This is a genomic window from Flavobacterium gelidicaeli, from assembly GCF_013294005.1.
Lineage (GTDB): Bacteria > Bacteroidota > Bacteroidia > Flavobacteriales > Flavobacteriaceae > Flavobacterium.
The window spans coordinates 19,177-44,663 of record NZ_JABSNK010000002.1; the positions used below are offsets into that span (position 1 = coordinate 19,177).

22 protein-coding genes are annotated in these 25,487 nt (G+C 33.3%); 2 read left to right on the forward strand and 20 right to left on the reverse strand.

The genetic code is table 11. The features are described 5' to 3' along the window. Positions 1-58: 58 nt before the first annotated feature. The 3 genes from kbl to HNP99_RS02800 all read right to left on the reverse strand — a co-directional run bounded on the left by kbl (position 59) and on the right by HNP99_RS02800 (position 5,239). Positions 59-1,252: a glycine C-acetyltransferase gene (gene kbl / locus HNP99_RS02790; RefSeq protein ID WP_173851080.1), complete on the reverse strand. Its 1,194-nt coding sequence runs from the start codon at positions 1,250-1,252 to the stop codon at positions 59-61. 132 nt (positions 1,253-1,384) lie between these two features. Next, the gene (locus HNP99_RS02795) at positions 1,385-4,546 is read right to left on the reverse strand and encodes a UvrD-helicase domain-containing protein (protein WP_173851801.1); all 3,162 of its coding nucleotides are present in this window, start codon (positions 4,544-4,546) and stop codon (positions 1,385-1,387) included. A gap of 177 nt (positions 4,547-4,723) precedes the next feature. Next, a complete protein-coding gene (locus tag HNP99_RS02800; protein WP_173851082.1) occupies positions 4,724-5,239 on the reverse strand; it encodes a hypothetical protein in 516 nt (171 codons plus the stop codon). Between the two features lie 285 nt (positions 5,240-5,524). Here HNP99_RS02800 and rbfA point away from each other — a divergent pair, with 285 nt between their 5' ends. Both rbfA and HNP99_RS02810 read left to right on the forward strand, forming a co-directional pair. Continuing rightward, positions 5,525-5,917 (forward strand): 30S ribosome-binding factor RbfA, encoded by a 393-nt coding sequence (rbfA, locus tag HNP99_RS02805; RefSeq protein ID WP_173838021.1) that lies wholly within the window; start codon positions 5,525-5,527, stop codon positions 5,915-5,917. Position 5,918: 1 nt separating this feature from the next. Continuing rightward, positions 5,919-7,118 (forward strand): ABC transporter permease, encoded by a 1,200-nt coding sequence (locus tag HNP99_RS02810; protein ID WP_173851084.1) that lies wholly within the window; start codon positions 5,919-5,921, stop codon positions 7,116-7,118. A gap of 98 nt (positions 7,119-7,216) precedes the next feature. Here the strand turns inward: HNP99_RS02810 and dusB are convergent, their stop codons facing one another. From dusB to HNP99_RS02895, 17 genes are all read right to left on the reverse strand, one after another. After that, positions 7,217-8,209, reverse strand: a complete 993-nt coding sequence (gene dusB, locus HNP99_RS02815; protein ID WP_173838023.1) for a tRNA dihydrouridine synthase DusB — start codon at positions 8,207-8,209, stop codon at positions 7,217-7,219. Between the two features lie 78 nt (positions 8,210-8,287). Continuing rightward, entirely contained in the window at positions 8,288-9,586 is a 1,299-nt protein-coding gene (gene flxY / locus HNP99_RS02820; RefSeq protein ID WP_173851086.1) for a flexirubin biosynthesis putative acyl-CoA ligase FlxY, read from the reverse strand. Further along, on the reverse strand, positions 9,583-11,253 hold the full coding sequence (locus HNP99_RS02825; RefSeq protein WP_173851088.1) for a C45 family autoproteolytic acyltransferase/hydolase: 1,671 nt from the start codon (positions 11,251-11,253) through the stop codon (positions 9,583-9,585). The genes flxY and HNP99_RS02825 overlap by 4 nt, the downstream gene beginning before the upstream one ends. A gap of 9 nt (positions 11,254-11,262) precedes the next feature. Beyond that, entirely contained in the window at positions 11,263-12,780 is a 1,518-nt protein-coding gene (locus HNP99_RS02830) for a phytoene desaturase family protein (RefSeq protein ID WP_173851090.1), read from the reverse strand. 6 nt (positions 12,781-12,786) lie between these two features. Continuing rightward, on the reverse strand, positions 12,787-16,464 hold the full coding sequence (locus HNP99_RS02835) for an MMPL family transporter (RefSeq protein WP_173851092.1): 3,678 nt from the start codon (positions 16,462-16,464) through the stop codon (positions 12,787-12,789). A gap of 3 nt (positions 16,465-16,467) precedes the next feature. Further along, positions 16,468-17,649, reverse strand: a complete 1,182-nt coding sequence (locus HNP99_RS02840; protein ID WP_254596809.1) for a DUF2062 domain-containing protein — start codon at positions 17,647-17,649, stop codon at positions 16,468-16,470. 11 nt (positions 17,650-17,660) lie between these two features. Continuing rightward, positions 17,661-18,149, reverse strand: coding sequence for a hypothetical protein (locus HNP99_RS02845; protein WP_173851094.1), 489 nt, complete (start codon positions 18,147-18,149; stop codon positions 17,661-17,663). A 1-nt stretch (position 18,150) separates the two neighbouring features. Continuing rightward, positions 18,151-18,522: a 3-hydroxyacyl-ACP dehydratase gene (locus tag HNP99_RS02850; RefSeq protein WP_173851096.1), complete on the reverse strand. Its 372-nt coding sequence runs from the start codon at positions 18,520-18,522 to the stop codon at positions 18,151-18,153. Between the two features lie 8 nt (positions 18,523-18,530). Next, positions 18,531-19,130 carry a porin family protein gene (locus HNP99_RS02855; protein WP_173851098.1) on the reverse strand — a complete coding sequence of 200 codons (600 nt, stop codon included), beginning with the start codon at positions 19,128-19,130 and terminating at the stop codon, positions 18,531-18,533. A gap of 9 nt (positions 19,131-19,139) precedes the next feature. Further along, positions 19,140-19,778, reverse strand: coding sequence for a flexirubin biosynthesis protein LolB2 (gene lolB2, locus HNP99_RS02860; RefSeq protein ID WP_173851100.1), 639 nt, complete (start codon positions 19,776-19,778; stop codon positions 19,140-19,142). Further along, a complete protein-coding gene (gene lolA2, locus HNP99_RS02865; protein WP_173851102.1) occupies positions 19,744-20,379 on the reverse strand; it encodes a flexirubin biosynthesis/transport protein LolA2 in 636 nt (211 codons plus the stop codon). Before lolA2 ends, lolB2 begins: the two co-directional genes overlap by 35 nt. Next, complete coding sequence (locus HNP99_RS02870) at positions 20,369-20,956, reverse strand: polysaccharide deacetylase family protein (protein WP_254596810.1); 588 nt, start codon at positions 20,954-20,956, stop codon at positions 20,369-20,371. The genes lolA2 and HNP99_RS02870 overlap by 11 nt, the downstream gene beginning before the upstream one ends. A gap of 182 nt (positions 20,957-21,138) precedes the next feature. Further along, positions 21,139-22,203, reverse strand: coding sequence for a beta-ketoacyl synthase chain length factor (locus HNP99_RS02875; protein ID WP_173851107.1), 1,065 nt, complete (start codon positions 22,201-22,203; stop codon positions 21,139-21,141). Then, positions 22,200-23,402 carry a beta-ketoacyl-[acyl-carrier-protein] synthase family protein gene (locus tag HNP99_RS02880; RefSeq protein WP_173851109.1) on the reverse strand — a complete coding sequence of 401 codons (1,203 nt, stop codon included), beginning with the start codon at positions 23,400-23,402 and terminating at the stop codon, positions 22,200-22,202. Before HNP99_RS02880 ends, HNP99_RS02875 begins: the two co-directional genes overlap by 4 nt. Before the next feature lie 68 nt (positions 23,403-23,470). Continuing rightward, on the reverse strand, positions 23,471-23,728 hold the full coding sequence (locus tag HNP99_RS02885; protein WP_173851111.1) for a phosphopantetheine-binding protein: 258 nt from the start codon (positions 23,726-23,728) through the stop codon (positions 23,471-23,473). Positions 23,729-23,733: 5 nt separating this feature from the next. Then, the gene (locus HNP99_RS02890) at positions 23,734-24,348 is read right to left on the reverse strand and encodes a 3-oxoacyl-ACP synthase (protein ID WP_173851113.1); all 615 of its coding nucleotides are present in this window, start codon (positions 24,346-24,348) and stop codon (positions 23,734-23,736) included. Next, the gene (locus HNP99_RS02895; protein WP_173851115.1) at positions 24,348-25,487 is read right to left on the reverse strand and encodes a beta-ketoacyl synthase N-terminal-like domain-containing protein; all 1,140 of its coding nucleotides are present in this window, start codon (positions 25,485-25,487) and stop codon (positions 24,348-24,350) included. Before HNP99_RS02895 ends, HNP99_RS02890 begins: the two co-directional genes overlap by 1 nt.

A 25,487-nucleotide genomic window follows, 5' to 3' on the forward strand; every position in this document is an offset into this window, starting at 1 on the left:
GTTAAAAAAAACTAATTTTGTGGCATTAAAGTGGTAATTCTATAAACTTGAGTTATAATTATACAACATTCAGAGAATGACCTACTTCAATAAATGCTGAAATGGCTTTATCTAAATGCTCCTTTGTGTGAGCAGCTGATAATTGAACTCTAATTCTAGCCTTATCCTTAGGTACAACTGGAAAGAAAAACCCAATTACATAGATTCCTTTTTTCAATAATTCATCTGCCATAGTTTGTGATAACTTAGCATCGTACAACATAACAGGAACAATAGCCGAATCTCCATCAACAATATCAAAACCAGCTTTTTTCATACCAGCCTTGAAATAGTTTGTATTCCACTCTAATTGATCTCTTAAGGTCGTGTCTTTTTCTAATAACTCAAACACTTTTATAGACGCACCCACAATTGCTGGTGCTAATGAATTAGAGAATAAATATGGTCTTGATCGCTGACGCAATAATTCGATTATTTCTTTTTTTGCTGTAGTATATCCTCCCATGGCACCACCTAAAGCTTTTCCTAAGGTTCCAGTAATTATATCTACTCTCCCCATTACTCCTTTTGCTTCTAGCGTTCCTTTTCCTGTTGCTCCAATAAAACCAGCTGCGTGACATTCATCAACCATCACCATAGCATCGTATTTATCTGCTAGATCACAAATTTTATCAAGAGGCGCTACTACACCATCCATAGAGAAAACACCGTCAGTTACAATAATCTTGAAACGACTTCCTGCTTCATTTGCTTTGATCAATTGTTGCTCTAAGTCTTCCATATTACTATTTTCATAACGATAACGCGACGCTTTACACAAGCGCACCCCGTCAATAATAGAGGCATGGTTCAAACTATCTGAAATTATTGCGTCTCCTTCACCTAATAATGGTTCGAATACGCCACCGTTTGCATCAAAAGCTGCTGCATAAAGGATAGTATCTTCTGTTCCGTAGAATTCAGAAATTTTTCTTTCTAATGTTTTATGAATATCCTGCGTCCCACAAATAAATCGCACAGAAGACATTCCGAAACCGTGCGTATCCATAGCGTCTTTAGCTGCCTGAATTACTTCTGGATGTGATGACAACCCTAAGTAGTTGTTAGCACAAAAATTCAAAACTGTTTCTCCTGTTGAAATCGTAATTTCAGCATCTTGAGGTGAAGTGATGATTCTTTCTTTCTTGAATATCCCGTTGTCTTCTATTGTTTGCAATTCGTTTTGCAAATGTTCTTTTATTTTTCCGTACATAATTTATGGTGTATTTTGTTTAAAGTTTTATTTGTTTAGCGTTATAATAATAACTGCAGTATAATTTCTATTCGACCTTATAGTAGACCAACAATAACGTGAACCCACTTTTACGAATAATTCATTTATACGTTACAAATTTACTACATCGATTCCTTTTCCGATGTAAATCAGCGCTTTTTTTACGACTTTATAACCCATTAGTTCAATCGCCTGCTCGTAACCTTCTAATTGCTTTTGATATTTAGCATTGTGAGCTCCCGTTTTATAATCTAAAAGATACACTTCCTTAGCTTGGTTTATAACCATTCGATCTGGCTTGATGGTGTTCCCTTCTTTTTGAATGATCGTTTGTTCATTTAAAACTGTATTTCCAGATGCAAAACATACTGCTAATTCCGGATGGTTTACAATATCTACAATCGTTTGATGAACCAGTTCTTTTTGCCCAAAATTGATTAGACCGTTTTCGATTGCTTTATCAACAGCTAATGTTACATCTTCTTTGGTTTTCACCAAAGATAGAATCTCGTGAACCAGATTCCCATACTCAATAGACTCCTGCTGGTGGGTTCCCCACATCAATGCTTCGCGCTGGGCGATTTTTATGTTTTTTGGGTTTAAAGTTTCCGCAACAACTTCAATCTTTTTTGAAGTATCGACATGCTTTGATGCTGCGGATAATTTTACTGGACTACCAAATGCATACTCAAATTTCTCTGGATCAAAACCGTCTTTACTATCTAAGTAATTGATAAAGAAAGTGGACATATTATTTGGCTTTACCTCACCCTTGCTTGTTAAATTCATATTCGAAATAACATACAATTGTTCCTCTGCACGGGTTAAAGCTACGTACAAAACATTGATATTATCCAGTAATTCCTCTTGCTTCTTTAAATCAAATACTGCTTTGGCTTTTTCACCAAAACCCTCAACAGCGCTACTATTATCAATAAGCACCTTAGGTAGATCAAAATCGGCTTCCTCAGTATCGAGCCACAATTTATCTTTCGGTTTTCTACTGTAATCTTCCTCGGCAAACGGCATAATAACAACTGGGAATTCCAATCCTTTTGACTTATGAATGGTCATAATACGCACGGCATTATTCCCCTCTGGTGACGGAATACTAAATTTCTCTGCATTTTTATCCCAGAAGTTTAAGAAATCGGCAATTCCAGCTTGGTTGCGAACGTCGCGTTCAAGAACGATGTCGAGAAAATATTGCACATACGCTCCGCCGCCTTTGGCGAGCTCTGGCGATAAAAATTTTGAAATAACTACCTCCACCGCTTCATACAATGATTTCTTTCGAATATTTTGAAACGAAAGCCTAATATCAAAACTAGTAAGCCAGTTCTCAAACTCTAGTTCGTTTTTATGCTCCATTCCCTGAGCAATGAAGTCGTGAACTTCTAATTTGTCCTGAACGTGCTCTGCGATATAATGCAAAAAATAAGCTTTCGCCTCTAGGTCGGCGTTATTTTTAAGGTATTTTAATAAGTGAATGATTAAGCGTACCTCGGTTGCATTCTGGATCATCAGTGTTTCTGATGATAAAAGCGGAATATTTTGCTCGGTTAAATAATTGGCAATCGCAACACCTTGACTACGTTTGCGGGTTAAAACAACAATGTCTTTGTATTCAAAACCTTCTCGAAGGACTTTCTGAATCGTATTTAAAGTCGCCAAAACAAATAACGCTGTTTTATCCAGCGCTTCGTCATCGTCATCAGTGGTTTCTACCTCTGGAATAAAAGAAATATTTACATAACCACCGGTTTTACTATTCGTTTTTTGATGGCTGTGATTTTCATATAAATCTTTGTAATCAGGATGCTCAAACTCGCCTGAAAGCATTTTGAAAAACTCGTTATTAAAATCGATCACTTGCGAATACGAACGGTAGTTTTTATCCAAATGCTCGAGTCTTTTATCTGGATTATTGAACGGATTATTGTCTTTACTCAACGCAATAAACTGCTCTGCTTTTCCTCCACGCCAGCGATAAATTGATTGTTTAGGATCTCCTACAATCATCAACGTTCCTTTTTCGCCAAAGTCATCCTGACCCGAAAGCGCATTATCAATCAACGGAATTAAATTCTGCCACTGCATCTCTGAAGTATCTTGAAATTCGTCTATAAAAAAATGGCGGTAACGCTCCCCTAATCGTTCATATATAAAAGGAGCGGGTTGATTTTGAATTTCGCGATGAATTAGCGAATTGAATTCGGTTATCGAAAGCACATTTTGTTCTTCCTGAATTTTAGCCAATTCATTACTCACCGTATTCAATAAAGAAAGTGGCGTAATGTTTTTAAGAAAGGCTTTATAGAAATCTCTTTTCTCGAAATTTTTATAAATTGTAGCTAGGATTTGGATTAATTCCGGGATTAGATTCTCAATTAGCGCGCGGTCTTTTGCCGTTTTGTTAATGGCAATGTCCTCAAACTCGTGAAAGGTTTTATTTTTTGGATTGAATTTTTCGTCTCGAATGCTAATCAAGTGATTGGGAAACGTACCTCTAGAAAACGATTTTAAATCGATGCCGTTATTTTCAATTAGCGTTAAAGCAGCCTGAGCAAATTCGGCGTTGTCTTTTTCTAAGACTTTACAACTTGTTATTAGTTTCTTCTTAATCTCGACAAAATCAGCAATGGATTTATCCTGAAAATGCGTAATTTCAGATCGGTGGTTTTCGTTCAAAACCAATCGTCCCGTATCTAGAATTTCACGCGAAATATCCCAAGACTTATCATCATCGGTTTTTTCCATCGTGAAATCAATCAGCAATTTGGTGAGCGTTTCATCTTCCCCTGCTTGAGCAATAATGGCATCAACAGCTTCAATTAATAAATTTTCGGTATCTAATGTGACTTCAAAAGTCATAGGTAAATTTAAGTCATGCGCAAAAGCACGAATTACTTTATGCGTAAATTTATCAATAGTCGAAATATCAAAAGCCGCATAATTGTGAATAATATGCTTGATGATTTGCTGCGACTTCACTTTTATTTCTATTATCGAAAGTCCCGTATCTGCGGATAAATCCTGCATTAACTCAGCTGCCTTTTGAGAAGGTTCGTCCTTAGCAAATTCAGACAAACTCCCTACGATGCGGCTTTTCATTTCGTGGACCGCTTTGTTGGTAAACGTAATAGCAAGAATATTTCTGTACGCGTCATTTTTATGTGCGGTTAGAATAATTTTTAAATATTCTTTGACTAGCGCATAGGTTTTTCCAGAACCCGCAGAGGCATCGTATATGGAGAAAGAAGGTCTCCCCACCCCTCCCGACTTTTTAGGACTACCCGAAGGGGAGGGAGTCGAAACTGGATTTATATTGTCTTCTGAATTGCTGATATTTTCCATGGTGGTTTTGTGTCTGAATAGCTTTTTTTTATAGAAATGCTTTTCATTATTCTTTCTTGAAAGCGAACCTAATTTTAAATATAAATATTGAAATTATGGTTTGGTAAATTTTATATCAACCTTTTTATTCGGCCTCACAGGTAAAGGTAATTCTAATGTATCTTTATTCATTGTGAAATTTACAAACTCTTTTCTTTCGTCAATTATACTTTTAATTTTCTTTATTCTATTATCATGACTTTTACTTTTTCTCATTAATTCCTTGAATAAAGATCTCGATGATTTAAATTTCTCTGAAGGATCATTTTCATCAAAATTAAAAGACAATGTTTTACCATTTTTATAATCAATTTCTACTCTAATTATTGGATAATCGCATATACACAATTTTACAGAATCTGGATTTTTTTGATACCGATCTACGGAAGTATTTTTTGTGTCATTTTCAATATTATTTAGGTAGTCTTCTTCTATGTTAAAAGCATAATAAACGAGTTTCCCATTATCCTTTTCCATTTGAACATCACCAGATTCGTCAATTTTCGCGTACAATAATGGCTTTATTTGTAATCCAAAAGTATACATAGGTAAAGTGTATAGATAAGACATGATTTCTATAGATTTAATCCCGCTATCCGTTGGTGTGCAACGTAAAAAAAATAATGATAGAAAAATCAACAATTTATTCATAGAATGTTTTTTTGGTTTCTTAACAAAACATAATTTTCTTGTTTAAAAAAGTCCCTAGCCCTGATGGAAACGGCATCCTTTGCTGCCGGGTTTCGGCAGGAAAGATAGAATGTACAGCAGGAAAAAGCTCCTAAAAAACAGCTTAAAGAATAGGTTGCTTTTAAAAATTGTTTGTTTAATGTTTAAAAGTAGTATTTTTGCACTATGGAAACAAATAGACAGAAAAAAATAGGTGGGGTGATCCAAAAAGATTTGGTTGATATCCTGCAAGGTGAAGTGAGAAAAAATGGCGTATCTAATTTAATTATTTCGGTATCTAAAGTTAGTGTGACTACAGATTTGTCTGTGGCAACGGTGTATTTAAGTGTATTTCCTCAAGACAAGGCTGCTGAAATTCTGGAAGCTGTGAAGTCGAATGCTAAAACAATTAAGCATGATTTGTCACAAAGAGTGCGTTTGCAATTAAGAAAAGTACCTAATTTGGTTTTCTTTATTGATGACTCTTTAGATTATATTGAAAAAATAAATACTGCTTTGTCAAATAGAGATAATCCTATTGAAAACAGAGACCTATTAGAAAAACGCAAGTTGATATAATTTGAATTTCCCTCTTTACATAGCCAAACGTTACATAAGAAGTAATAGTAAAAACAGTGCCATAAACATTATTAATCGCATTGCGAGCATGGGAATCATTGTTGGCGCGATGGCTTTGTTTGTGGTTTTGTCGGTTTTTAGTGGGTTAAAAGTTTTTAGTCTTTCGTTTACTAATGATATCGATCCCGACATTAAAATAAGCAGCACACTGGGGAAATCATTCTTTATTTCGCCCGAACAAGAGGCCGAAATCAAGAAAATTGACGGTCTAGCTTCTTATTCAAAAATCATCGAAGAACGCGTTTTGTTTGTTTTTAATGACAAGCAAGTAGTCACCTACTTAAAAGGTGTTGACTCGCAGTTTGATAAAGTAAATGACATTAAAAAAACACTCTACAATGGGCAGTGGCTTGAAAAAGACACCTACCAAGTGGTTGTGGGTTATGGGATTGCACAAAAATTTTCGCTGGGATTATTGGACTTTAATAATCAGCTCGAAGTGATGGTTCCAAAACCTGGAAAAGGAACGATTGAAAACGCCGAACAAGCTTTTAATAAAAGTGTGGTTTATCCTGTGGGGATTTACGCTATTAGCGAAGATCTGGATTCCAAATATGTTTTTGCCGACTTAGGTTTGGCACAAGAATTATTAGCATATAAAGCCAATCAGATATCGGGAATTGAGATAAAAGAGAAGGCTGGCGCCAATGAAAATGCGATTATCGCCAAACTGAATGCCATTTTTAAAAATAAAATCACGGTAAAAAATAGAGCGCAACTTAACGAGTCGCTTTATAAAATGTTGAATACAGAGAATATCGCTGTGTATTTAATTTTTACTTTGGTGATTGTAGTGGCGCTTTTTAACTTGATTGGCGCTTTGATTATGATGATTCTAGACAAAAAAGGGAATCTAAAAACGCTTTTTAATCTAGGTACTGAAATCAAAGATTTACGTAAGATATTTTTACTTCAAGGTACCTTATTAAGTGTTTTTGGTGGGCTTATAGGTTTATTTCTCGGAATAATCATTGTCTTATTGCAACAGCATTATGGATTGATTATGATTACTCCTACACTGGCTTATCCAGTAATTTTCTCGATCGAGAATGTATTAATCGTCTTAGGTACCATTATTACTCTTGGATTTATTGCTTCGCTAATTGCAAGTAGTCGCGTGAGTAAAAAATTATTAGAGTAAAATTCTAAGCATTCTAAAAAAATAAATTCCACTAATTTTCACAATTTGAACTGTGATAATTAATGGAATTTGCATTTTAAATCTTCTTGATAAACTGTTTAAACTACTTCATAACCAGCATAAGCTTGCTCGATATTATTTAAAATAGCAAATAATTCTTGTGGGTTATCCTGAGTAACTAATTGTTGCTTAAATGGTTTAAAAGAATGAATACCTTTAAAATAATTAGTGTAATGCGGACGGGTTTCTACAATTCCTAATCGTTCTCCTTTCCATTCCATTGCCCATGTTAAGTGATTACGAACAGCTTCTACTCTATCCACGACTGTAGGCTTAGCTAAATGCTCTCCTGTTTCAAAGAAATGCTTGATTTCGTTAAAAATCCATGGATAACCTATTGCAGCACGACCAATCATGATACCGTCGATACCGTATTCGTTTTTATATTGTAATGCTTTTTCAGGACTATCGATGTCTCCATTACCAAAAATTGGCATGGTGATTCTAGGGTTGTTTTTAACACGTGCAATGTGCGACCAGTCTGAATGTCCTTTGTACATTTGGGCACGTGTTCTTGCGTGTATGCTCAAAGCAGCAACCCCTATGTCTTGCAAGCGCTCAGCAACTTCATCAATATTAATCGAACTATCATCCCACCCCAACCTCGTTTTTACCGTAACTGGTAAATGGGTACTATCGATCACCGCTTGTGTTAAGCGAATCATCAAATCAACATCTTTTAAGACTCCAGCTCCAGCACCTTTACAAACTACTTTTTTTACAGGGCAACCAAAGTTAATATCAATAATATCAGGGTTTACAGTAGAAACAATTTTAGATGAAAGTGCCATTGCTTCTTCGTCTCCACCAAAAATTTGAATTCCAACAGGGCGTTCATAATCAAAAATATCTAATTTCATTCGGCTTTTGATGGCGTCACGAATCAATCCTTCTGAAGAAATAAACTCAGAGTACATCATATCGGCACCATGCATTTTACACAACCTACGAAAAGGTGGATCGCTCACATCTTCCATAGGTGCAAGGAGTAAAGGGAAATCTGGTAATTCTATGTTGCCAATCTTAATCATCTTCTGAATTTTGGTGCAAAATTACAACATTTAACCCAAAAGATGCTATCTGTAATGGATTGAAAACAATTTGGTTGTTTAAAAAGTGCTTTTTCTGGTATCAAAAAAGTGAATTGGTTTCCTACTCATCGGATTATAAATCAATGGATTCAAAATTTCTTTAGTAGTGAATTCGATTTTTGGACTCACACGTAATTTGGCTCTAAAGTGATCTTTTAGCTGCTGCAAAAAAGCATCAGATTGTTCCTTAACCGCAATTTTAATCACAATTTCGTCAGTACCTAAGTCATTGGTTGAAATTTCGATAATATAACTTTCGATTAATGGAAAATCATTCAAAACATCGTTCATCGCTGGCGGATACAAAGTTGTTCCTTTGTACTTGATCATTTGTTGCTTTCTACCAATAACTGGTCCAACACGCAACGTATTTCTACCACAGTGGCAGGGTTCGTGGTGTAGTTTTACGATATCACCCGTTTTAAATCGGATTAATGGCATGGCTTCGAGTCCTAAAGTGGTAAAAGTCAACTCACCTGACTCGCCATCACCAACTGATTTATTATTTTCGTCTAAAACCTCAACAATAATCAATTCAGGATGATGGTGTCCTCCATTAGCATGTTCGCACTCTGTAAAAGCAGTACTCATTTCGGTTGAAGCATAGGTTGAATACAACTTAATATCCCATTTATCTGTAATTTTTGTTGATAAAGTATTCATCGAAAAATCCTGATTGCGAAGCGATTCTCCAATGCAAACTGCACCCTTTATACCTGAATTATTGTAATCAATATTATTTTTTTCGGCATATTCTATTAGCTTTAATAAAAACGAGGGAACCGTAATCAAGTAAGTAGGTTTGTATTTTAAAATAGAATCCCATTGTAATTCTGGAATACCAGCCCCCACTCTAATCACACCTGCTTTTAACTTTCTAAGTCCCAAAAAATAAGCTAATCCAGCCATGAAACGCCTGTCCATAGTAGTCATTAATTGCACAATATCGCCTTCTTTTATTCCCGCACATGCAAAAGAAATGGCTTCATTATAAGCTAATCTATCTAAATCTTTGTCGGTTAACCCAAAAGTAACAGGATCACCTAATGTACCTGATGTTGTAGCGTAATCTATGATTTGATTTGCGGGAACGCATAAAAAATCATCGTTATGTTTTTGCAAACTTTCTTTAGAAATCACAGGTAACGTCTGCAAATCTTCTAAAGTCTTAATGGTTGAAATATCAATATTATTTGTTTCAAAAAGCGCTTTGTAAAAAGGTGAATTTTCATTCACATAGGTTAGCAATTCACTTAATTTTTGTTCCTGAAAAGCTTTGATCTCTGCCAATGGAGCAGTTTCGATTTTTGGAATCATTTTGATTTTTTTATTGATTTTTTTAAATATTGAGTTACTTTCTCTTTTTCAGGAAGTGTTGTAATTTCTTTGGTAAGTGCCATTTCAAATTGTTCTTTGGCTAATTGGTATTCTTTCTTTCGATAAAAATCCAAACCTACTTTATAATATACTTCCCAGTAATCTGGATTTAAAGCTTGATAGTTTTTGGAGAAATCCATCGAAAAACTTTTCTTATCTTCTAATAAACTATCCGCCTTTCTATCTTCTTTCCTGAAAAGTTCGTAGTTCTTATACTCTTTGGTTTCCAAGAATGGATCTTTTGGAAAATTTAAACTTTCTTGTTCCAATGAAACAATTGAATCATTCTTACCACTGTTTTTAAATATTTTATTCAAATCGTAGCATACAAATTCCCCAAGCTGATACGGATTGGAAGACACCCAAACCAAACGCTGTTGTGGTTTAAAAACAATGCCGTGATGCGCCAACAATTGATTTAGCGCCTTTTCATTTCCGTAACCTAAAGGTAAATTATTCAATCCCTCTTTATTACGAAGAATGGCAACTGCTTTTTCGGGAGTTATTTTGTCGTTTTGATCTAATAACTGTACCAACCTATCGTATCTGTACTTAGAATGACTTTCCTTAATCTGGTTTTGATTTCCTGAATTATTCTTCAAAGCATCACTCTGAAAATGATTGGTACAAACTAACTCATTACTATTACCGACATCATAAACTCCAAAATTATCGGGAGAAACCTCTATCAAGACTGCTTTATTATCAAAAGCGCTCCCAACCATAATGGATTCAGATACAAAAACCTTTCTTTTCTTAGCAATCGCAATGGCTTCGTCAATATTTTTAGCATATTGTAAAATCTCTCTAGTCAATATCGAAATCGGAGTTTTGGCAATCAACGGAATTTTAGATTTACCTGCATTTATAGTGACCGTTATTCCTTCATTATTCATTCCTGAAACAGCACCAATCATCCCGGGCCAAGTCACCATCATAAATGGAATTCCTTTGTCTGGTTTTATAAAAGCAATTACTTTATTCTTAGCAAAATCATCTCCTGCGTAGAAATCAAAATTGCGACCTAAAATTAAGCTTCCATCTGCTGATTTATCGCCCCAAGCAGCAAAAGACGAGCAACCTACCAACGCCAAATCTTGCAATGCGTGACCAATATCATGTGCACCGTGCAAGTATAAACTCCTTAAATACGGTGGTGCTATCGCATCAAAATCTGGAGAACTGTATTTTGAAATTCCATAGATCTCCGTTTGGTATTCTTCTGGAACATTCAAATATAATTTTCTATTGTACCACTTCAAAAAGTTCCTAAGTACTTTCTGTTTGAATTTTGATGGTAGTAAATCTTTAATTTTCGTAAAGAAAACAGTCTCTTGCTTTTTCAATAAACTATCCGATAAAGCCCCAATCATTAATCCTCTTTGTAATGGATCGCCTTCGACATAAAGCTCCCAAAGGTTTTGTTTGTTTTTTATAAAAAAATTATTCTTTGATGTAAAAACAGTATCAGCATATTTTTTTACGACTGGAACGGTATTGTTGTAACTACTAATTTCTGGTTGATGGTGCATCGATTTGTAAGTTCCACAAGATAGAAACAACAAACAGAAACTAATGGTTATTAAAAGTCCGTACGGTTTATACATAATGCTTTTTTAAAGTGTAGCTTCATTTATTTTGTTAACCAAATATTCTTTTCCAATGATTTCAGAACAGCTTACCACTGCACCAATCGTAACTCCTAGAACTCCGTGCATATTGATGCTTTGCCCTGTTAGATACAAATTATCCAACTTGGTTTTTGAGGCAATAAAGGTCTTCATCGGATTATTAGAATCCTTTTCGTACCCATACATGTTTCCGTTATGTCCACCAATGTAATCCCTGTATGATAGTGGTGATGATGTATGAACTGATTTTATACAATCTCTAATTCCTGGGAATTTTAATTCTATTTCTTGTAGAAATCGCTCAGCCTTACGGTTTTTGAACTCTTCATAACTTTCTCCACGATCTTCTTTTTCGGCTGTGGTATTTACTGTTTCTACCCATGGTTTTAAATCATCAAACTTCATGTAGGTAATAAAAGTCATTCCATCAGCCCATTGATCCATTTTTTTAGAAGCATTCATGGAAGCCATAAAGGCTTTTGGCCAAGTTTCCTCGGTATAATCATGCGCTGTCCAAACTTCGTTACTATCCTTAAAATGGTAGTAATTATGGTTCAAATACTTAAACGATTCGGGTTTAAAGACCAAATACAAGCTAAATGCCGAAATCCCACCTTCCAAACTTTGAATACGGTTGTAATACGCTTTTCTGAACTTATCTATCCCCGCCATTTTTAAAGTAGCTTTTGGATCAACATTGGATATAAAATGAGTACCAAAAACCTCGGTTCCGTCTTTCATTTTAACCGATGTCACCTTGTTGTCTTCTACTTCAAACTTGATGGCTTCTTTATACTTATAAACTTCACCTCCGTTAATTTTGAGTTGCTTAATCAACTGTTTAGTGATTTGACTCCCTCCATTGATACAACGCCAAGAGCTTTGAATATAGGAGTTAACAGATAATGCATGCACGTAAAAAGGTGATTTTTCAGCAATACCGGCATACAAGAAATTTGTACCCGCTAGAACCGCTCTTAGTTTTGAATTATCAGTAGCTTCGTCGATTTCTTTTTTGGCATTTAAAGAAAGTATATTGCTATCGTATTCTCCCTCAAACTTTAGATTATAAAGCGGAAAAGTATCGCAAGTTTCTATAATTTTTTTGCAGTAGTTTTCAATATTTTCAATTTCATCTGGAAAATATTTCCCTAATTGATTGGTGAAATTGTCATACCCTTGCGCATGCGGATATTCGACAACATCATCTTCAAACGAAATGACATCAAAACCATCTTCGTCCATTTTTTTTAGATTCAAATCGTCCATAATTCCCAAGTATTTAAAATACCTGTATAGATTTTGCCCTTCACTCAAACCACCTATGTAATGGATTCCGGTGTCAAAAATAGTCTTGTCGCGCACAAAGGTTTGTAGATTTCCTCCAAACTGATTGTTCTTTTCAAGTACACAAACGCTATAGCCTTCTTTTGCCAAAATAATAGCCGAGACCAAACCTCCTAGTCCACTACCAATTATGACAACATCGTATTCTTTTTTCAATGTATTTTATCTCTTTAAAACTATCACTTTCTCTGTTTCATCTGTAACCGTAAATCCTAAATTCAGTAAGGTCTCTTTGAGAGGGTGATTGTTTATTAAAATTATCTTTTGAGTCAATTTGACTAATTTTTCAAGTTGTACCGTACTATTTCCCTCAGAAATTAAAACAGTATCATAGTATCTTCCTTCAAGTTCATCGATAGTATCCAAATAATTTATAATTCGCTTATGAACTATATAATTCGTTTTTGCAACGTTTCTTTTATCTTGATCTGCGATAAAGGTTTCTAATTTTCTTAAAGGCTCTTGCAACACCAATAATACATCTAACTGCCCGTAATCATTTGCTACGTGCAAAACTTTCGCTTTCGAACCAAGGTAAGAATTAATTTGAAAATAGCTTTCTAAATTCTGATTAAAGTCTGCCTTTACAGCTTGAATAATCTTTAACTCCTTATAATCAAAACTGTCAATTATTCGTTTTTTAAAGTAATTTGGGTCTTCTAATTCGTGACGCAAATCGGTATATTGAGATTTAAAATAAGTACTTATTTTTTTAGTTCTTTCGGCATAATCGTTACCAAAAGTTTTATCGTCAGCCTTTATTCTATCTAAAATTTTAACGGTTGTTGGACCACCATTTAGTATAAAGTCGCCTTTGGGAGCAATTTCTGAATATCCATGAATAACCACTGGAACAATATCTAATTTGAATTCCTCAGCCAAATAAAAAGCTCCTTTATGAAACCTTTTAATTAAATTATCTGTAGAACGTGTTCCCTCTGGAAAGACCATTAATGAAAACCCTTGATCGACTTTCTCTCTCAAATGTTCGATACCATTATCGATACCGCTTGAAACAGGATAAAAACCTGCTAGCCTCACCCCTTTTCCAAAAAACGGTGAATTATATACCCAATCACTAACTAAAAAAATAATCTTTGGACTTAACATTCCTACGGCTAAAATATCTAAAAAGGACATGTGGTTTGCTATTATCACTGCTGGTTTATCAAAATTTTCGTTAGAAATATTGCTGATTTTTCTTCGAACAGCAGGATAAGAAAATAATACTGACTGCATGAATTTTGACATTACATAATGAAATGATCTTAGTTTTGACTTTCGACTAAAAGGCAAAATTTTCATCAAAACAACACCTATAATTGACAATACAAACCCACCTAAACCATAGTATATAAATGACAATATGGAATGTAACAATCTTTTTATTTCGTAAGGACTTTGCCCTTTTTTAACTCTATCTGTAACAATGAAATTAAAAACTAAAGGCTGTAATGTAAACGTAATTACCAATGCAGAGAAAATCCCAATGATTGAAATTATCGAAATCGATTTTAAGGCAGGGTGCTTCGCAAAAACTAAAACGCCTATACCCAAAATAGTAGTAGCCACCGATAAAATAATTGAGGCTTTATAAGTAGGCAATACTTTTATGCCATACGTATGTTCTTTTTGCAATGCCGAAGTCATGAAAATACTATAATCAACACCAATCCCAAAAATCAAAGTACATACAATTATATTGATTATATTGAACTGTAGTCCAAACATCCCCATCATTCCTGTAGTAATTAACCAACTAGCAAGTATTGGAATAATGCTAACTAAGACCAACTCAATTCTTTTAAAGGAAAGAAATAATATAATAAAAATAGCGATAAAAGAGTAATTCACGAGACTTTCAAAGTTCTTCTTTAAATTACCTAGGAATGTTTCATTTGTTTGTTGCCTATCAATTACAATCAGGTTAGGTTGCTTTTTAATTTTGGCTACAAAAGCATCTCTCTTTTCTACTGGTACTTTTACTAGTGTAGAAATAGTATGAAAACCGTCTTTTTCGCCTATAAATTCATCCAGAAATAACGATTTGACACTTTCATAATCCGCAATCGAAACTACTTGAAAATCTTTATTTAGCATTTCGTAAAATCCATCAAATGAATTTTCTCTAAAACCAATTGTATTTCCATTCGCAATTATGCGTTCTTTTAACACTGTTTTTTTAGAATTATCCCAGAAAACATTCCAATCATTAATCTTTTTCTGTTGTTCTTCTTTAGAAAAAACTACACCACCAATAGAACTAAAATTCAGTATTCCAGAAGTATTTTTTTCTTTTGATAAAGAATCGAATAACACTTTATTATTCGCCAAAACTTTTTCTTGACTATCTCCATAAGTAGCTAGGTAAATTGATTTCGAAGAAATGTCAGCAATATTTTCTAATTTCTCTTCGGCATGCTTTAAGTCTTGTGACATGTAATTAAGTGCCGAAAGATCATTATTGAAAGTCACATTCGAATACGTGAAAAGACAAGCAATAAGAAAGATAAAAACAGAACCTAGTAAGAATTTATTTTTATGATACGAATACCTTCCTAATTTATCAATGAAATTTTCTTTTTGGGTTCCAACCTCTTTTTTAGCCTTATACAATAACGGAATTAGAACCAATGAAAATACTGAAGTCGAAATAACACTTAAAGCAGCAAAAAGACCTAAATCTTTTAATGCTTCAGACTTAACAAAAAACAAACATAAAAAAGAAACTGCTGTTGTGATCCCGCACAATAGCAATGGTTTAGTAATGTCTTTGTATAATAGTTTTACATTTTTATTATTTCGAAGATGCGTTAATACGTAAATAGAATAATCGGTGGTTTCCCCTAGTAAAATAGAGCTAATTCCGAGTGAAATTGCAGATATTGTTCCCCTTGTAAAATACAGTACTCCTAAAGCAAAAAAAGCACCAAATAGGGAAGGTATAAAAATAATTATGGGCGTCCATAAACTTCTATAAAAGAAGATAAGAATTAGAATCAAGGTTACGGCAGCAAAAATAGAAGTATTCTTGACATCTGCTTTTATTTGAGTTGCATTAGCTACAGCCACAGGAGTTGCGCCAAAATAACTCATACGTACCTTACCTTTAAACTTCTCGTTCAAATTGTCTTTTATGTTGCTTAGCTGATTGATAAAAACGGTATTCGTATCTGTTTCATTGGCTGCCAACTTTGGCGTTACAAATAGAAGTAAGTTTTTCTTGTCTTTAGTAATTATAAAACCATTGTGCAACTCAAAATCATCTCCTACACTAAGTTGTTGTAATTTTTTTAAAGCTATAAACGAAACTCCAAGCGGATCTTTAAGTATAAAATCTCTCGTTACAATTCCGGTAGGAGAAATCAACGACTTATAATCATTAGCTAAAATGGCCGCTACACTATCGTTTTGTATTTTATTTGTAATGGTCTTATAGTCATTTTGATCTAAAAAAAGCGGTAAATTATCATAGACAAAATCAAAAGTAGCCTGAATGTTTTCTTCGTCAATTTTTCCTTGTATTTTACCAATATAAGGTTTTGATTTTTCGTTTAAACTATCTAGAAATATATTGGCATATTCAGACAAATCATCTGGCGACCCCTCTTTTTCAACGGAAATTATAATTGAAATTTTATCCGAAAAATTAAGTTGATTTAAAACTTTTGCAGTAATATTCGAATCGTCATTTGTTGGAATCAACCTAGTGATGTCCTCACTGAAAGCAACTTTGGATGCAAAAAAAATAAAAAACAAAAACACCGAAATAATTAATGAGAAAGAAAAAAATTTCCTTCTTAAAACAAATTGATGTAATTCAAAAAAAAACTGCTGCATTATTTATTCTTTATTTTTAAAAGTACTGATAAAGGTCAATACTAAATAACCTATTAGTCCGAAAACGATTGCTGAAATTGTTGCTAAAATAAAGCTTCCAACGATATATTGTGAAATATTATTTTTTATTTTTTCAAAAGTAATAGAATAATCTAAAAATAAAGGATCAGCATTGTTTATAAAAAGACCACCAAGCTGTAACGACCCATAAATAATCAGTGGAATAAAAGGAGGAAAACTAATATTCGAAAACGCAAATGAAATAACTTTGTTTAAACGCAAAACAACGGCCAAGAACAATACTAAAACCGTTTGAAACCCCCAAAATGGAGCAATCCCTATGAAAACTCCAAGAGCTATTGAGCTAGCTTTCTTTAGATTAGAGTCATCATTTTCTAGAATATCATCAATAAAAAATTTACTTAACCCTTTTTTTTTTACTCCTCTAAAAAAATCACGAGGTTTAATATACGCCAATGCTATTATAACTAACACCGTATTCAAAATACTGATTCTGGTGAAATCCTGAAAGGGTCTAAAGTGAGACACACGTTCTTTTGGGTCATATAAAACCTGAATAGGTATGTTTTTAACAACAACACCTTTCCATGCAGATCGAACGATGATTTCGATTTCTAACTCAAACTTATTGGTGAAATATTTTTTTGGGATTTTCTGTAAAGGGTATAATCTAAAACCAGACTGAGTATCCTCTAGCTTTATTCCAGTTTCAAATTGAAACCAAAAATTTGAAAAATTATTCCCAAAACTACTCTTCTTTGGAACACCTTCTTGCAGCATGTTTCTACTTCCAATCAATAACGCATCCCCTTCTTTTTCTATGACTGAAAGGAATTTGGGAATATCACAAGCAAAGTGCTGCCCATCCGAATCTATTGTAATAGCATGGACATAGTGAAGTTCAACAGCTTTCTTAAAACCGTTACGCAGCGCAATTCCTTTACCAGAATTGGCCTCATGATGGATTTGTATTAAATGAGTGTACTCTTGTAATATTTGTTTGGTTTTATCTGTCGAACCATCATTTACAATTATCACATGTGATGTATGCTCTAAAACAGCATCAATTACACGCTTAAGTGTTTTGTCATTATTGTAGGTTGGAATAATAACGCAAAAATTCAATGGATACGTAGTATCACTCACAGATGCAATAGTTGCCATTCTAATTTTTATTATTTATTAACTGATTGTTGGTCTGAATCAGAAAAACTTTTAGATTGTAGAATGAAGTTTTTAATATATTCTTTCGATTCCCCTGTTAACGTCTTAAAGTTAGATATAATAAAAGCCTTATCTTCTTTAATGTTCTTTCTATAACTAATAAATGAAGGCAGGTTTTCTTGAACGCTTAAGCGAATGAATCTGATCTCTACATTATTTGGACTCGTTTTAACCGCAGCCTCAATATATTTTGCTCCTGCTAGAAGATTGGATTTTTTATCTTTTATTTTAGAAGAAAACTTACCTTTTAAAGCCAGTGTACCACCTTTATAAGCAACTAACACACTATTACTATCACCAATTTCAACATCAGACAGTTTCAGCAATAAATCTGCTGATTCTGTTTTAGAATTTGAAGCCGTTGCATACATTTTTCTAACTTCTGAAATAGACGGGCTACCCAAAAAGAACAAACAAAATAGTGGAATTATAAATTTCATACTATATTTTTTTATAGACACTAACTAATTTCAAAGCCACTGTTTCACCAAAATAGGTCGTGTTTTTTACTTTAATTTTGTCATCATCCATCGTTATAACATCCAGTACCAAATGCAACTCTTGCAATACCTCTGGATTAATAAGAGCCATAAATTTCACATTAGAAAGGCTTTCCATAATCAAGCTACTTTCAGTAATTTGCTCTGTTAATTCTTTAATTATTTGCATCATACACACTCCTGGCATGATAGGATTTCCTGGAAAATGTCCTTTGAAAACCTCATGTTTTTCATTAATCAAAATAACAATAGAATACTGTTGCGCATCCTTTTTTTCTAACGAAGTTATTTTATAAAAATCTTTTAATAGCATCTTTTTTTTTATTTTAAATCAAAAGTATAAGCAGCGCCTACTTGAAAAACCACATTTGTGTAACTATCATCCCAATCACTTACTGGTATAATTCCTTTTTTAACTCTTCCTTCAATTCCAAAATTCTTTGTGATATCAAACCCAATTCCAGCAAAAAAGCCTAAATCTATCGAGCTAAATGAGTTGTCTCTATAGTTAGACTCTCCAATATATTTTTTAGCATCGTTTATTTTAACATCAAATGTAGTTCCTAATTGAAAATTCACTTTGTTAAAAACAAACTTATTGGCTACAGCCAAAGATAAATAGGAAACATCAAGAGTTTCATTTTTTTTCAATCCATCAAAACCATCTATATATTCGCGTTTCGCACCTTGTCTGGTATAGGTTAGTTCCGGTTGCAATGTATATACTTTTGTTGCTCTTAAAGCTCCAAATATCCCAACATAAAAATCTTGCTTAGCTGAAAATTTTTCGTTTGAATTATCTGTTTGAGTGAAGTGCGAGAAATTAACTCCTCCTTTTACTCCTGGTCTAAAAATAGCTTGTGCTTGAACCTGTAGCAATACGAAAAAAGCAAAAAAAGCAAATAAAATTCTATTTTTCATGGTTTTGGTTTATTGGTTATTAAAATAATTCAATTCAATTCTTAATTTTATGTTTTGGTGCTGAATAACAATCTTTTCGGCAAAAATATTGTTTTCAGAAGTACAATAGACAATTATTTTTTCTTTTCTTTTAGAAGCATGAACAATTTTTAAAAGTCCGCCACCGGTTTTTGACAAATAGAGGTAATTATAACTCCTCCCCATTTTTGACTCATAAATTATATTTTGATCGTCCTCAAACTGTTTATCGACAGCATAAGTCTTTTTTAATAGTATTCTAAAATCTTTTTTTAATGTATTTATAAGGATCTTACGATCTAATTCTTTAACAATTGAATTCACTTTAAAATCAGAATCTGAAATTTCGAAATCCATTAATTTATTTCCAAACTCGGTTGTAAAAACAACTCTGTGTGTAGTCTCATTTAACTTTTTTACAATAAATATACCGCTCAATTCATTTCCATATACAGCTATGTTTGCTTTATAAACATAATCCATTGCGGTATTAGAAAAATAGGGCGCATTATAAACTTTAGTATCTACTGCTTTTTCATTCATTTGTCTTACTGGATTAGATCCGCAAGAATTTAAAAGAACTAGAAGCGTAAAACTAATTAATAAAAAAAGAGTCGTCGATTTTTGCATTTATTGTTTTATTTTTCATCACAATACGAGTATAATCTTCAGCTGATTCCAATAGTTTCACTTGAACAACTGTGGCGTCGTCTTTACTAAACGTTAATTCGATTTGCTTAATATATTTTAACAATGTCTTGTCTTTAGGAATAAACTTGGTCACATTATTTTCTCTAGTTTTAAAATAAGAGATCACAAATTCCTTGTCATCAAACATATCTCCACTTACACTACCTATAATAAGCTTATTGATTTTTCCAAAAACCTTACTATTACCAATATCTACACTGCTTTTTTTGCCCTCGTCATTGATTAAAATCTTTCCGTTTTTAAAAACAATAGTATAATTGTATGGTTTTTTATATTGCCAAGATAATAATCCTGGATCTTTGAAAAACATTTTTCCAGAGGTTTCAATGTCTTTAGCCAAAAAATCCATGTGCTTGTATTGCACAAAATCGGTGCTTAGTGTTTTTATTTTTTTAGAAACTCCATTAACTGATAATTTGAAGGCCGCTATTTCGCTTCCGTTCATTTTTTGTTCCTGTGCAAAAGCAGTAACATTAAAGAAAAGGACCGTTAATAGTATCAAATAAGTTTTAATTTTCATAAGCTTTTAAATTCAACAGTTGATCAATTGCAACCACTTTGTAATTATTTTTCTCCAAGAATAACAACAACTGTTCCAAAACACTAACGGACTCAAATGTCGTGTCGTGCATTAGTATTATTGCTCCCGGTTTTACTCTTTTTATAATTCGATTAAAAATAATTTTTTCGTTTTTTATAATTCCATCCAAAGAACGAACATTCCAACCAATTAACTTGTGTTTGGTTACCTCAAGTGCTCTACGTATCGATGGAGTAGTCACTCCGTAAGGTGGTCTAAAAAACAAAGGTTTCTTGCCCAATACTTTTGCTATTATCGCATCCGTTTTATTTAACTCATCAATAACTTGGCTTTTTCTAAAAAAATCAAACAAAGAGCTGTGTCCATAAGAATGATTGGCAACAATATGATTTTCGGAAATAACTTGTTCAAAAATTTCAGGGTATTTTTCTATATTTTTTCCAATACAAAAAAAAGCCGCTTTTACATTGTGCTTTTTTAAAACTTCAAGAATCAATAAAGTGTTTGGATTAGGACCATCATCAAATGTAATTGCAATTTTTTTCTCTGTTTCCAATGGGTTACTGCAATAACTTTTGACATGATAATTAGACGAAATAAATGAGGATCCCCACAAAACTACCGCTAACCAAAGAGCAGCTACAAGTATAAAATACGAAATTTCAATTACTATAAAAAAACTTATAATTTTTAGTAAAAGTAAAATCGATATAAAGACAATAGCTGTTAGTTGGTGTTTTAACATCTTGAAATTAACGTAAAACTATGATCAATTCCTCTGTATTGATTGTACAATAAAATGTTTTTGTACGCTGACTTCTCCATTTTATTTACCGAAATAATACTAGGAATGTTTTGATATTTGACAATCTTCGCCCCCACAAATAATCCAAAGGCAGATGCTGTATTGTATTCGCCACTTAGTTGTTTATAATATACTTGTGGTGTATTTACAAATGTGTTTTCAGATAGATTTTTATAAAATGTATCATATTCAACATCTCCGTTATACCCTAAAATTATTGCGTCAACATCCGTTATTTCTAATGCATTCGATTTCAAAAAAGCTATCATTTTTTCCTCTACTTCATCAATGTCTAGTTTATTAAACAGCTCAACATCTAGGACTTCAGCATAGGTTTGCGCTCTTTTTTTATCTTCTAACACAAAAAAGGTAGCTCCTTCACCATACACAACTCCTTTTGAAGTTGAATTCAACACTGGATAAGGACCTTCGTTTTCTTTTTTTATAAAACCTGCTAATTTGAATAATGAAGTAGTATAGTCTGAAATTTCATCAATCCCTCCTAACAAAACTGCAACTGCTTCTTCCTCATCAATTTTCATTTTTGCGTCTAATAAAGCCGACTCAAATGAAACTGATCCATTTACATAAGTAACATTGTAAGCTTTGCATTGTAAGCCTAAAGCCACTTGTCCTCCAACAGTATTGTGGGTAGATTGGATGAAAGAGGTAGGTGTTAAAAATTCTTCTTTGTTATTTAAAATTGCGGTTAAAAACTTCTCAGAATCTTCGATACATCCCATACCGGTTCCGGTAATGATGGCATCAATATTTTCTACTTGTGCTTCTCTTAAGGCTAGTGCAGAGGCTACCATGCTGTTTTTAACTCCTTTCGCCATCCTTCTAATAGCGACTGGAGGAATAAAATCTTTGTAAACTGGTTTTTTTAAAGGTAATACAATACTGTTCTCCTCTAATACAGCTTCTTCTAAAAAAACAGTATCAAACGTTTTTTGAGCCGAGATACAACCTATTCCATTTATATATGTCTTTTTCATTCGTTTTTAGAAAATATAAGGGTTGAGCAATTTCCTCCAAATCCAAAGGAATTAGACAATACATGATTCACATTTTTATATTTCAATGTAGTTTGTGGAATCAAATTGAATTCACTCATAGGAGTTTTAAAATTCAAATTAGCAAAAACCACATTATTCTGAATTGCTAATACACTATAAACCGCTTCAATTGCCGCGGCTGCCGCCAAAGTATGTCCAGTAAATGGTTTTGTTGAACTAAAATCAGGCACCTTATCCTCACCAAACAACCTTACGATTGCTCTGCCTTCAGACAAATCATTATTGGGAGTTGCGGTACCGTGTACATTGATATAATCAATATCTTCGGGTTGTAAACCTGCTAATTGAAATGCTTTTTCCATAGCTAATAGTGCTCCGTCACCGTTCTCTGAAGAAGCGGTTTGATGAAAGGCATCATTTGCATTGCCGTAACCAGAAACTCTTGCTAATACTTTTTTATTTTGCTTTTTCACCACTTCATCTGATTCAAGAACCAAAAAAGCTGCTGCTTCACCTAGATTCAACCCTTTTCGATCATTATCAAATGGCATATTATAACCATCTGACAAAATCATTAAAGTTTTGAATCCATTAATAGTAAATTTAGCCAAAGCATCAGTCCCGCCAACAATTACACGATCTAGTTTTCCTGATTTTATCATTCGAGCACCAAGCATAATTGCATTAGCTGCAGATGAACAAGCCGTACTAATGGTAGTTACTGTTCCTTTCAAACCTAGTTCGTCTGCGATTTTTTGAGATACATCACCACCATCATGACATTTGATGTATTTTACAAGTTCTTCATTGTCAAAATAATCATAATAATGTCTTTCGGTCATGTCCATTCCGCCAACGCTTGTTGCCGAAATTAAACCGGTTTTGTATTCATTAATTGAAGTAATTCCAGCATCTTGAACCGCTTGTTTGGCTGCTATTGCACCCAACATCGCCGTTCTCGAAAAATTATTATCAGCAGACAACTGAAGTTGTTCTACTAATTGCTGATTCGTTTTTTTTATTTCTCCAACTTTAATCACTGCAGCATGCACCGTCGAAATATTTTCGATAGTCGTAATGGCTACTTTGTTATTCAATAACGAAACAAAGTTATCCTCAACCGAATTCCCGATTGAAGAAACAATACCCATTCCTGTTATGGCAACTCCTTTATTCATTGATTTTTAATTACTAAAATTTTAAAAATCGAAATTCACCGTTTTTAAAACTTTAATTCAGCAAAAAATTACTTTGTTCTATTAGCTGTAATATAAGCTCCCATTGTTTCAATAGATTGAAAAATATTTTTCCCTTCTTTTGGATCAACTAATTTAATACCATAATCTTTATCTAACATTACGATAAGCTCTAATGCATCAATAGAATCTAATCCTAATCCGTCTCCAAATAAAGGATCGTTATCATTAATGTCCTCTAGGTTAATATCTTCTAAATTTAAAACTTCAATGATTTTACTTTTTAATTCTTGTTTTAATGCTTCCATGTAATTTAATTATATAGTTTTTTTATTGTTTGTTCATTATGTTCGTAATCTCCTTCTGTTCCTACTAAATATAGGAACGCTTTGTACTCTTCGTTAAAACATTCGACCCAGCCACAAAGTACGTTTTTTGCTTTTTTTGTATCCAATAGAATTTTTGCATAATTCAACATGAATTCACTATTAAAGTCAGCAAATATAAAGAAAGAATTTTCGCTTTTTAATTGATGTCTGATACTAATTTCACCTAAACAAATATTAGGCAACGTATAAACAAAAACTGCTGGACTTGGATAATAACTATCCTTGTCTGAAATTGAATTCTGATATTTTGTATCCGTATCTAAACTCGAGGATTTATTAGCAAAAACTAAAGCAGTATCGTTCTCCTCTTTACTATTTTCTTGGTTTTTCAACAACAATTCAGCCCCCAAAAAAGCGAGTTTACTCAAGTTATCCATTTTGAAAAACTTTGAATAATCAATATCTAAATTTTGGTAAGCACTTTTTGAAAATTCTGAAAAAGAGCTTTTCTCTTTTTGAAAAATAACTTCACCGTTCAAAGTGATTTGGTTATTTTCAATAGTACAAAAAGACTGTATATAAGTATTATTTTCTGTCATTAGTTCACTTTTTCGAATAAAACTGCCGTATTACAACCTCCAAAACCCGAAGCTGTTTTTAAGAAATAACGACTATTTTTAGTTTCATTTTCTGTAATAACATTAATTGCTTGACTCACTCCTAATGCATCAAATCCTAATGTGGCAAATAATTTATTTTCTAAAACAGATTGGATTCCGATCACTGTTTCCAATAATCCAGAAGCACCCAAGGTATGTCCATAATAGCCCTTTAAACTATTTACAGGAGTGTTTTCTAAACCTAACCTATTCAACGCAATGGCTTCCATTTCATCATTAAACGGCGTTGCGGTACCATGAGCCGAAATATAATCTATTTGTTCGGTTTTTATATTCGCTTCTAATAAAGCACTTTCTATACTTCTAAAAAGCCCTTCGCCTGTTCTAGAAGGTCCAGATATGTGGTTTGCATCATTGATAGAACCGTCACCAATAATTTTTACTTTTGCATTTTTACTGTCTGATGTAACTAAAACTGCTGCTGTAGCTTCGCCAAGTGTTACTCCCGTTCTATTATTAGAATACGGTTTACAGGGTAAATCACTCATGGCTTGAAATGAATTGAATCCTGATAAAATAAATTCGGATATTTCATCGCCCGCAACTACAAATATAGCATCATATAGCTCACTCTGAATCAATCTTTTTGCGATAGAAACTGCCAAAACTCCCGAAACACAAGCATTTGAAACCACTATAGGTTCGGTTACAAAACCAAAATGGTCAGCAATCTTTTTTGCTAGTTGATGTAAATAGGCATTTTCTATACCCGTTTCATTAGCGTTTTTTAAAGCCGTAACATTCCCTTTTGTCGTAGACAGTATAAAAGCATGCTTCTTATTCAAATCTAGTTTTGCGTTTTTAACAATGGGATCCAATGCTAAAATCATCATTTTTTCTAATCTCGAAAAATGCGTCTCTTTTGAAATTTCGGCGAAAGCCAAACTTAATTCATCCTCATTAATTTTTGAAGCATAAAAAGGTGCTTTCATCATTTCAGAATCTTGCTGCAACTGAATACCAGAAATCCCTTCACTAATATTTTTTATATTAGTAGCCACATCAAACCCAATAGGTGTGATGCAATTCGTTTCGGTAATGTATACTTCTTTCAACAT

Bases quoted from the DNA above. Each gene is read 5' to 3' on its own strand.
- lolB2 (WP_173851100.1), bottom strand. From the start codon at position 19,778: ATGCAAAAATCGACGACTCTTTTTTTATTAATTAGTTTTACGCTTCTA.
- HNP99_RS02855 (WP_173851098.1), bottom strand. From the start codon at position 19,130: ATGAAAAATAGAATTTTATTTGCTTTTTTTGCTTTTTTCGTATTGCTA.
- HNP99_RS02875 (WP_173851107.1), bottom strand. From the start codon at position 22,203: ATGAAAAAGACATATATAAATGGAATAGGTTGTATCTCGGCTCAAAAA.
- kbl (WP_173851080.1), bottom strand. From the start codon at position 1,252: ATGTACGGAAAAATAAAAGAACATTTGCAAAACGAATTGCAAACAATA.
- dusB (WP_173838023.1), bottom strand. From the start codon at position 8,209: ATGATTAAGATTGGCAACATAGAATTACCAGATTTCCCTTTACTCCTT.
- HNP99_RS02880 (WP_173851109.1), bottom strand. From the start codon at position 23,402: ATGAATAAAGGAGTTGCCATAACAGGAATGGGTATTGTTTCTTCAATC.
- rbfA (WP_173838021.1), top strand. From the start codon at position 5,525: ATGGAAACAAATAGACAGAAAAAAATAGGTGGGGTGATCCAAAAAGAT.
- HNP99_RS02850 (WP_173851096.1), bottom strand. From the start codon at position 18,522: ATGCTATTAAAAGATTTTTATAAAATAACTTCGTTAGAAAAAAAGGAT.
- flxY (WP_173851086.1), bottom strand. From the start codon at position 9,586: ATGATTCCAAAAATCGAAACTGCTCCATTGGCAGAGATCAAAGCTTTT.
- HNP99_RS02835 (WP_173851092.1), bottom strand. From the start codon at position 16,464: ATGCAGCAGTTTTTTTTTGAATTACATCAATTTGTTTTAAGAAGGAAA.
- HNP99_RS02800 (WP_173851082.1), bottom strand. From the start codon at position 5,239: ATGTCTTATCTATACACTTTACCTATGTATACTTTTGGATTACAAATA.
- HNP99_RS02890 (WP_173851113.1), bottom strand. From the start codon at position 24,348: ATGACAGAAAATAATACTTATATACAGTCTTTTTGTACTATTGAAAAT.
- HNP99_RS02845 (WP_173851094.1), bottom strand. From the start codon at position 18,149: ATGAAATTTATAATTCCACTATTTTGTTTGTTCTTTTTGGGTAGCCCG.
- HNP99_RS02840 (WP_254596809.1), bottom strand. From the start codon at position 17,649: ATGGCAACTATTGCATCTGTGAGTGATACTACGTATCCATTGAATTTT.
- HNP99_RS02825 (WP_173851088.1), bottom strand. From the start codon at position 11,253: ATGTATAAACCGTACGGACTTTTAATAACCATTAGTTTCTGTTTGTTG.
- HNP99_RS02895 (WP_173851115.1), bottom strand. From the start codon at position 25,487: ATGTTGAAAGAAGTATACATTACCGAAACGAATTGCATCACACCTATT.
- lolA2 (WP_173851102.1), bottom strand. From the start codon at position 20,379: ATGAAAATTAAAACTTATTTGATACTATTAACGGTCCTTTTCTTTAAT.
- HNP99_RS02885 (WP_173851111.1), bottom strand. From the start codon at position 23,728: ATGGAAGCATTAAAACAAGAATTAAAAAGTAAAATCATTGAAGTTTTA.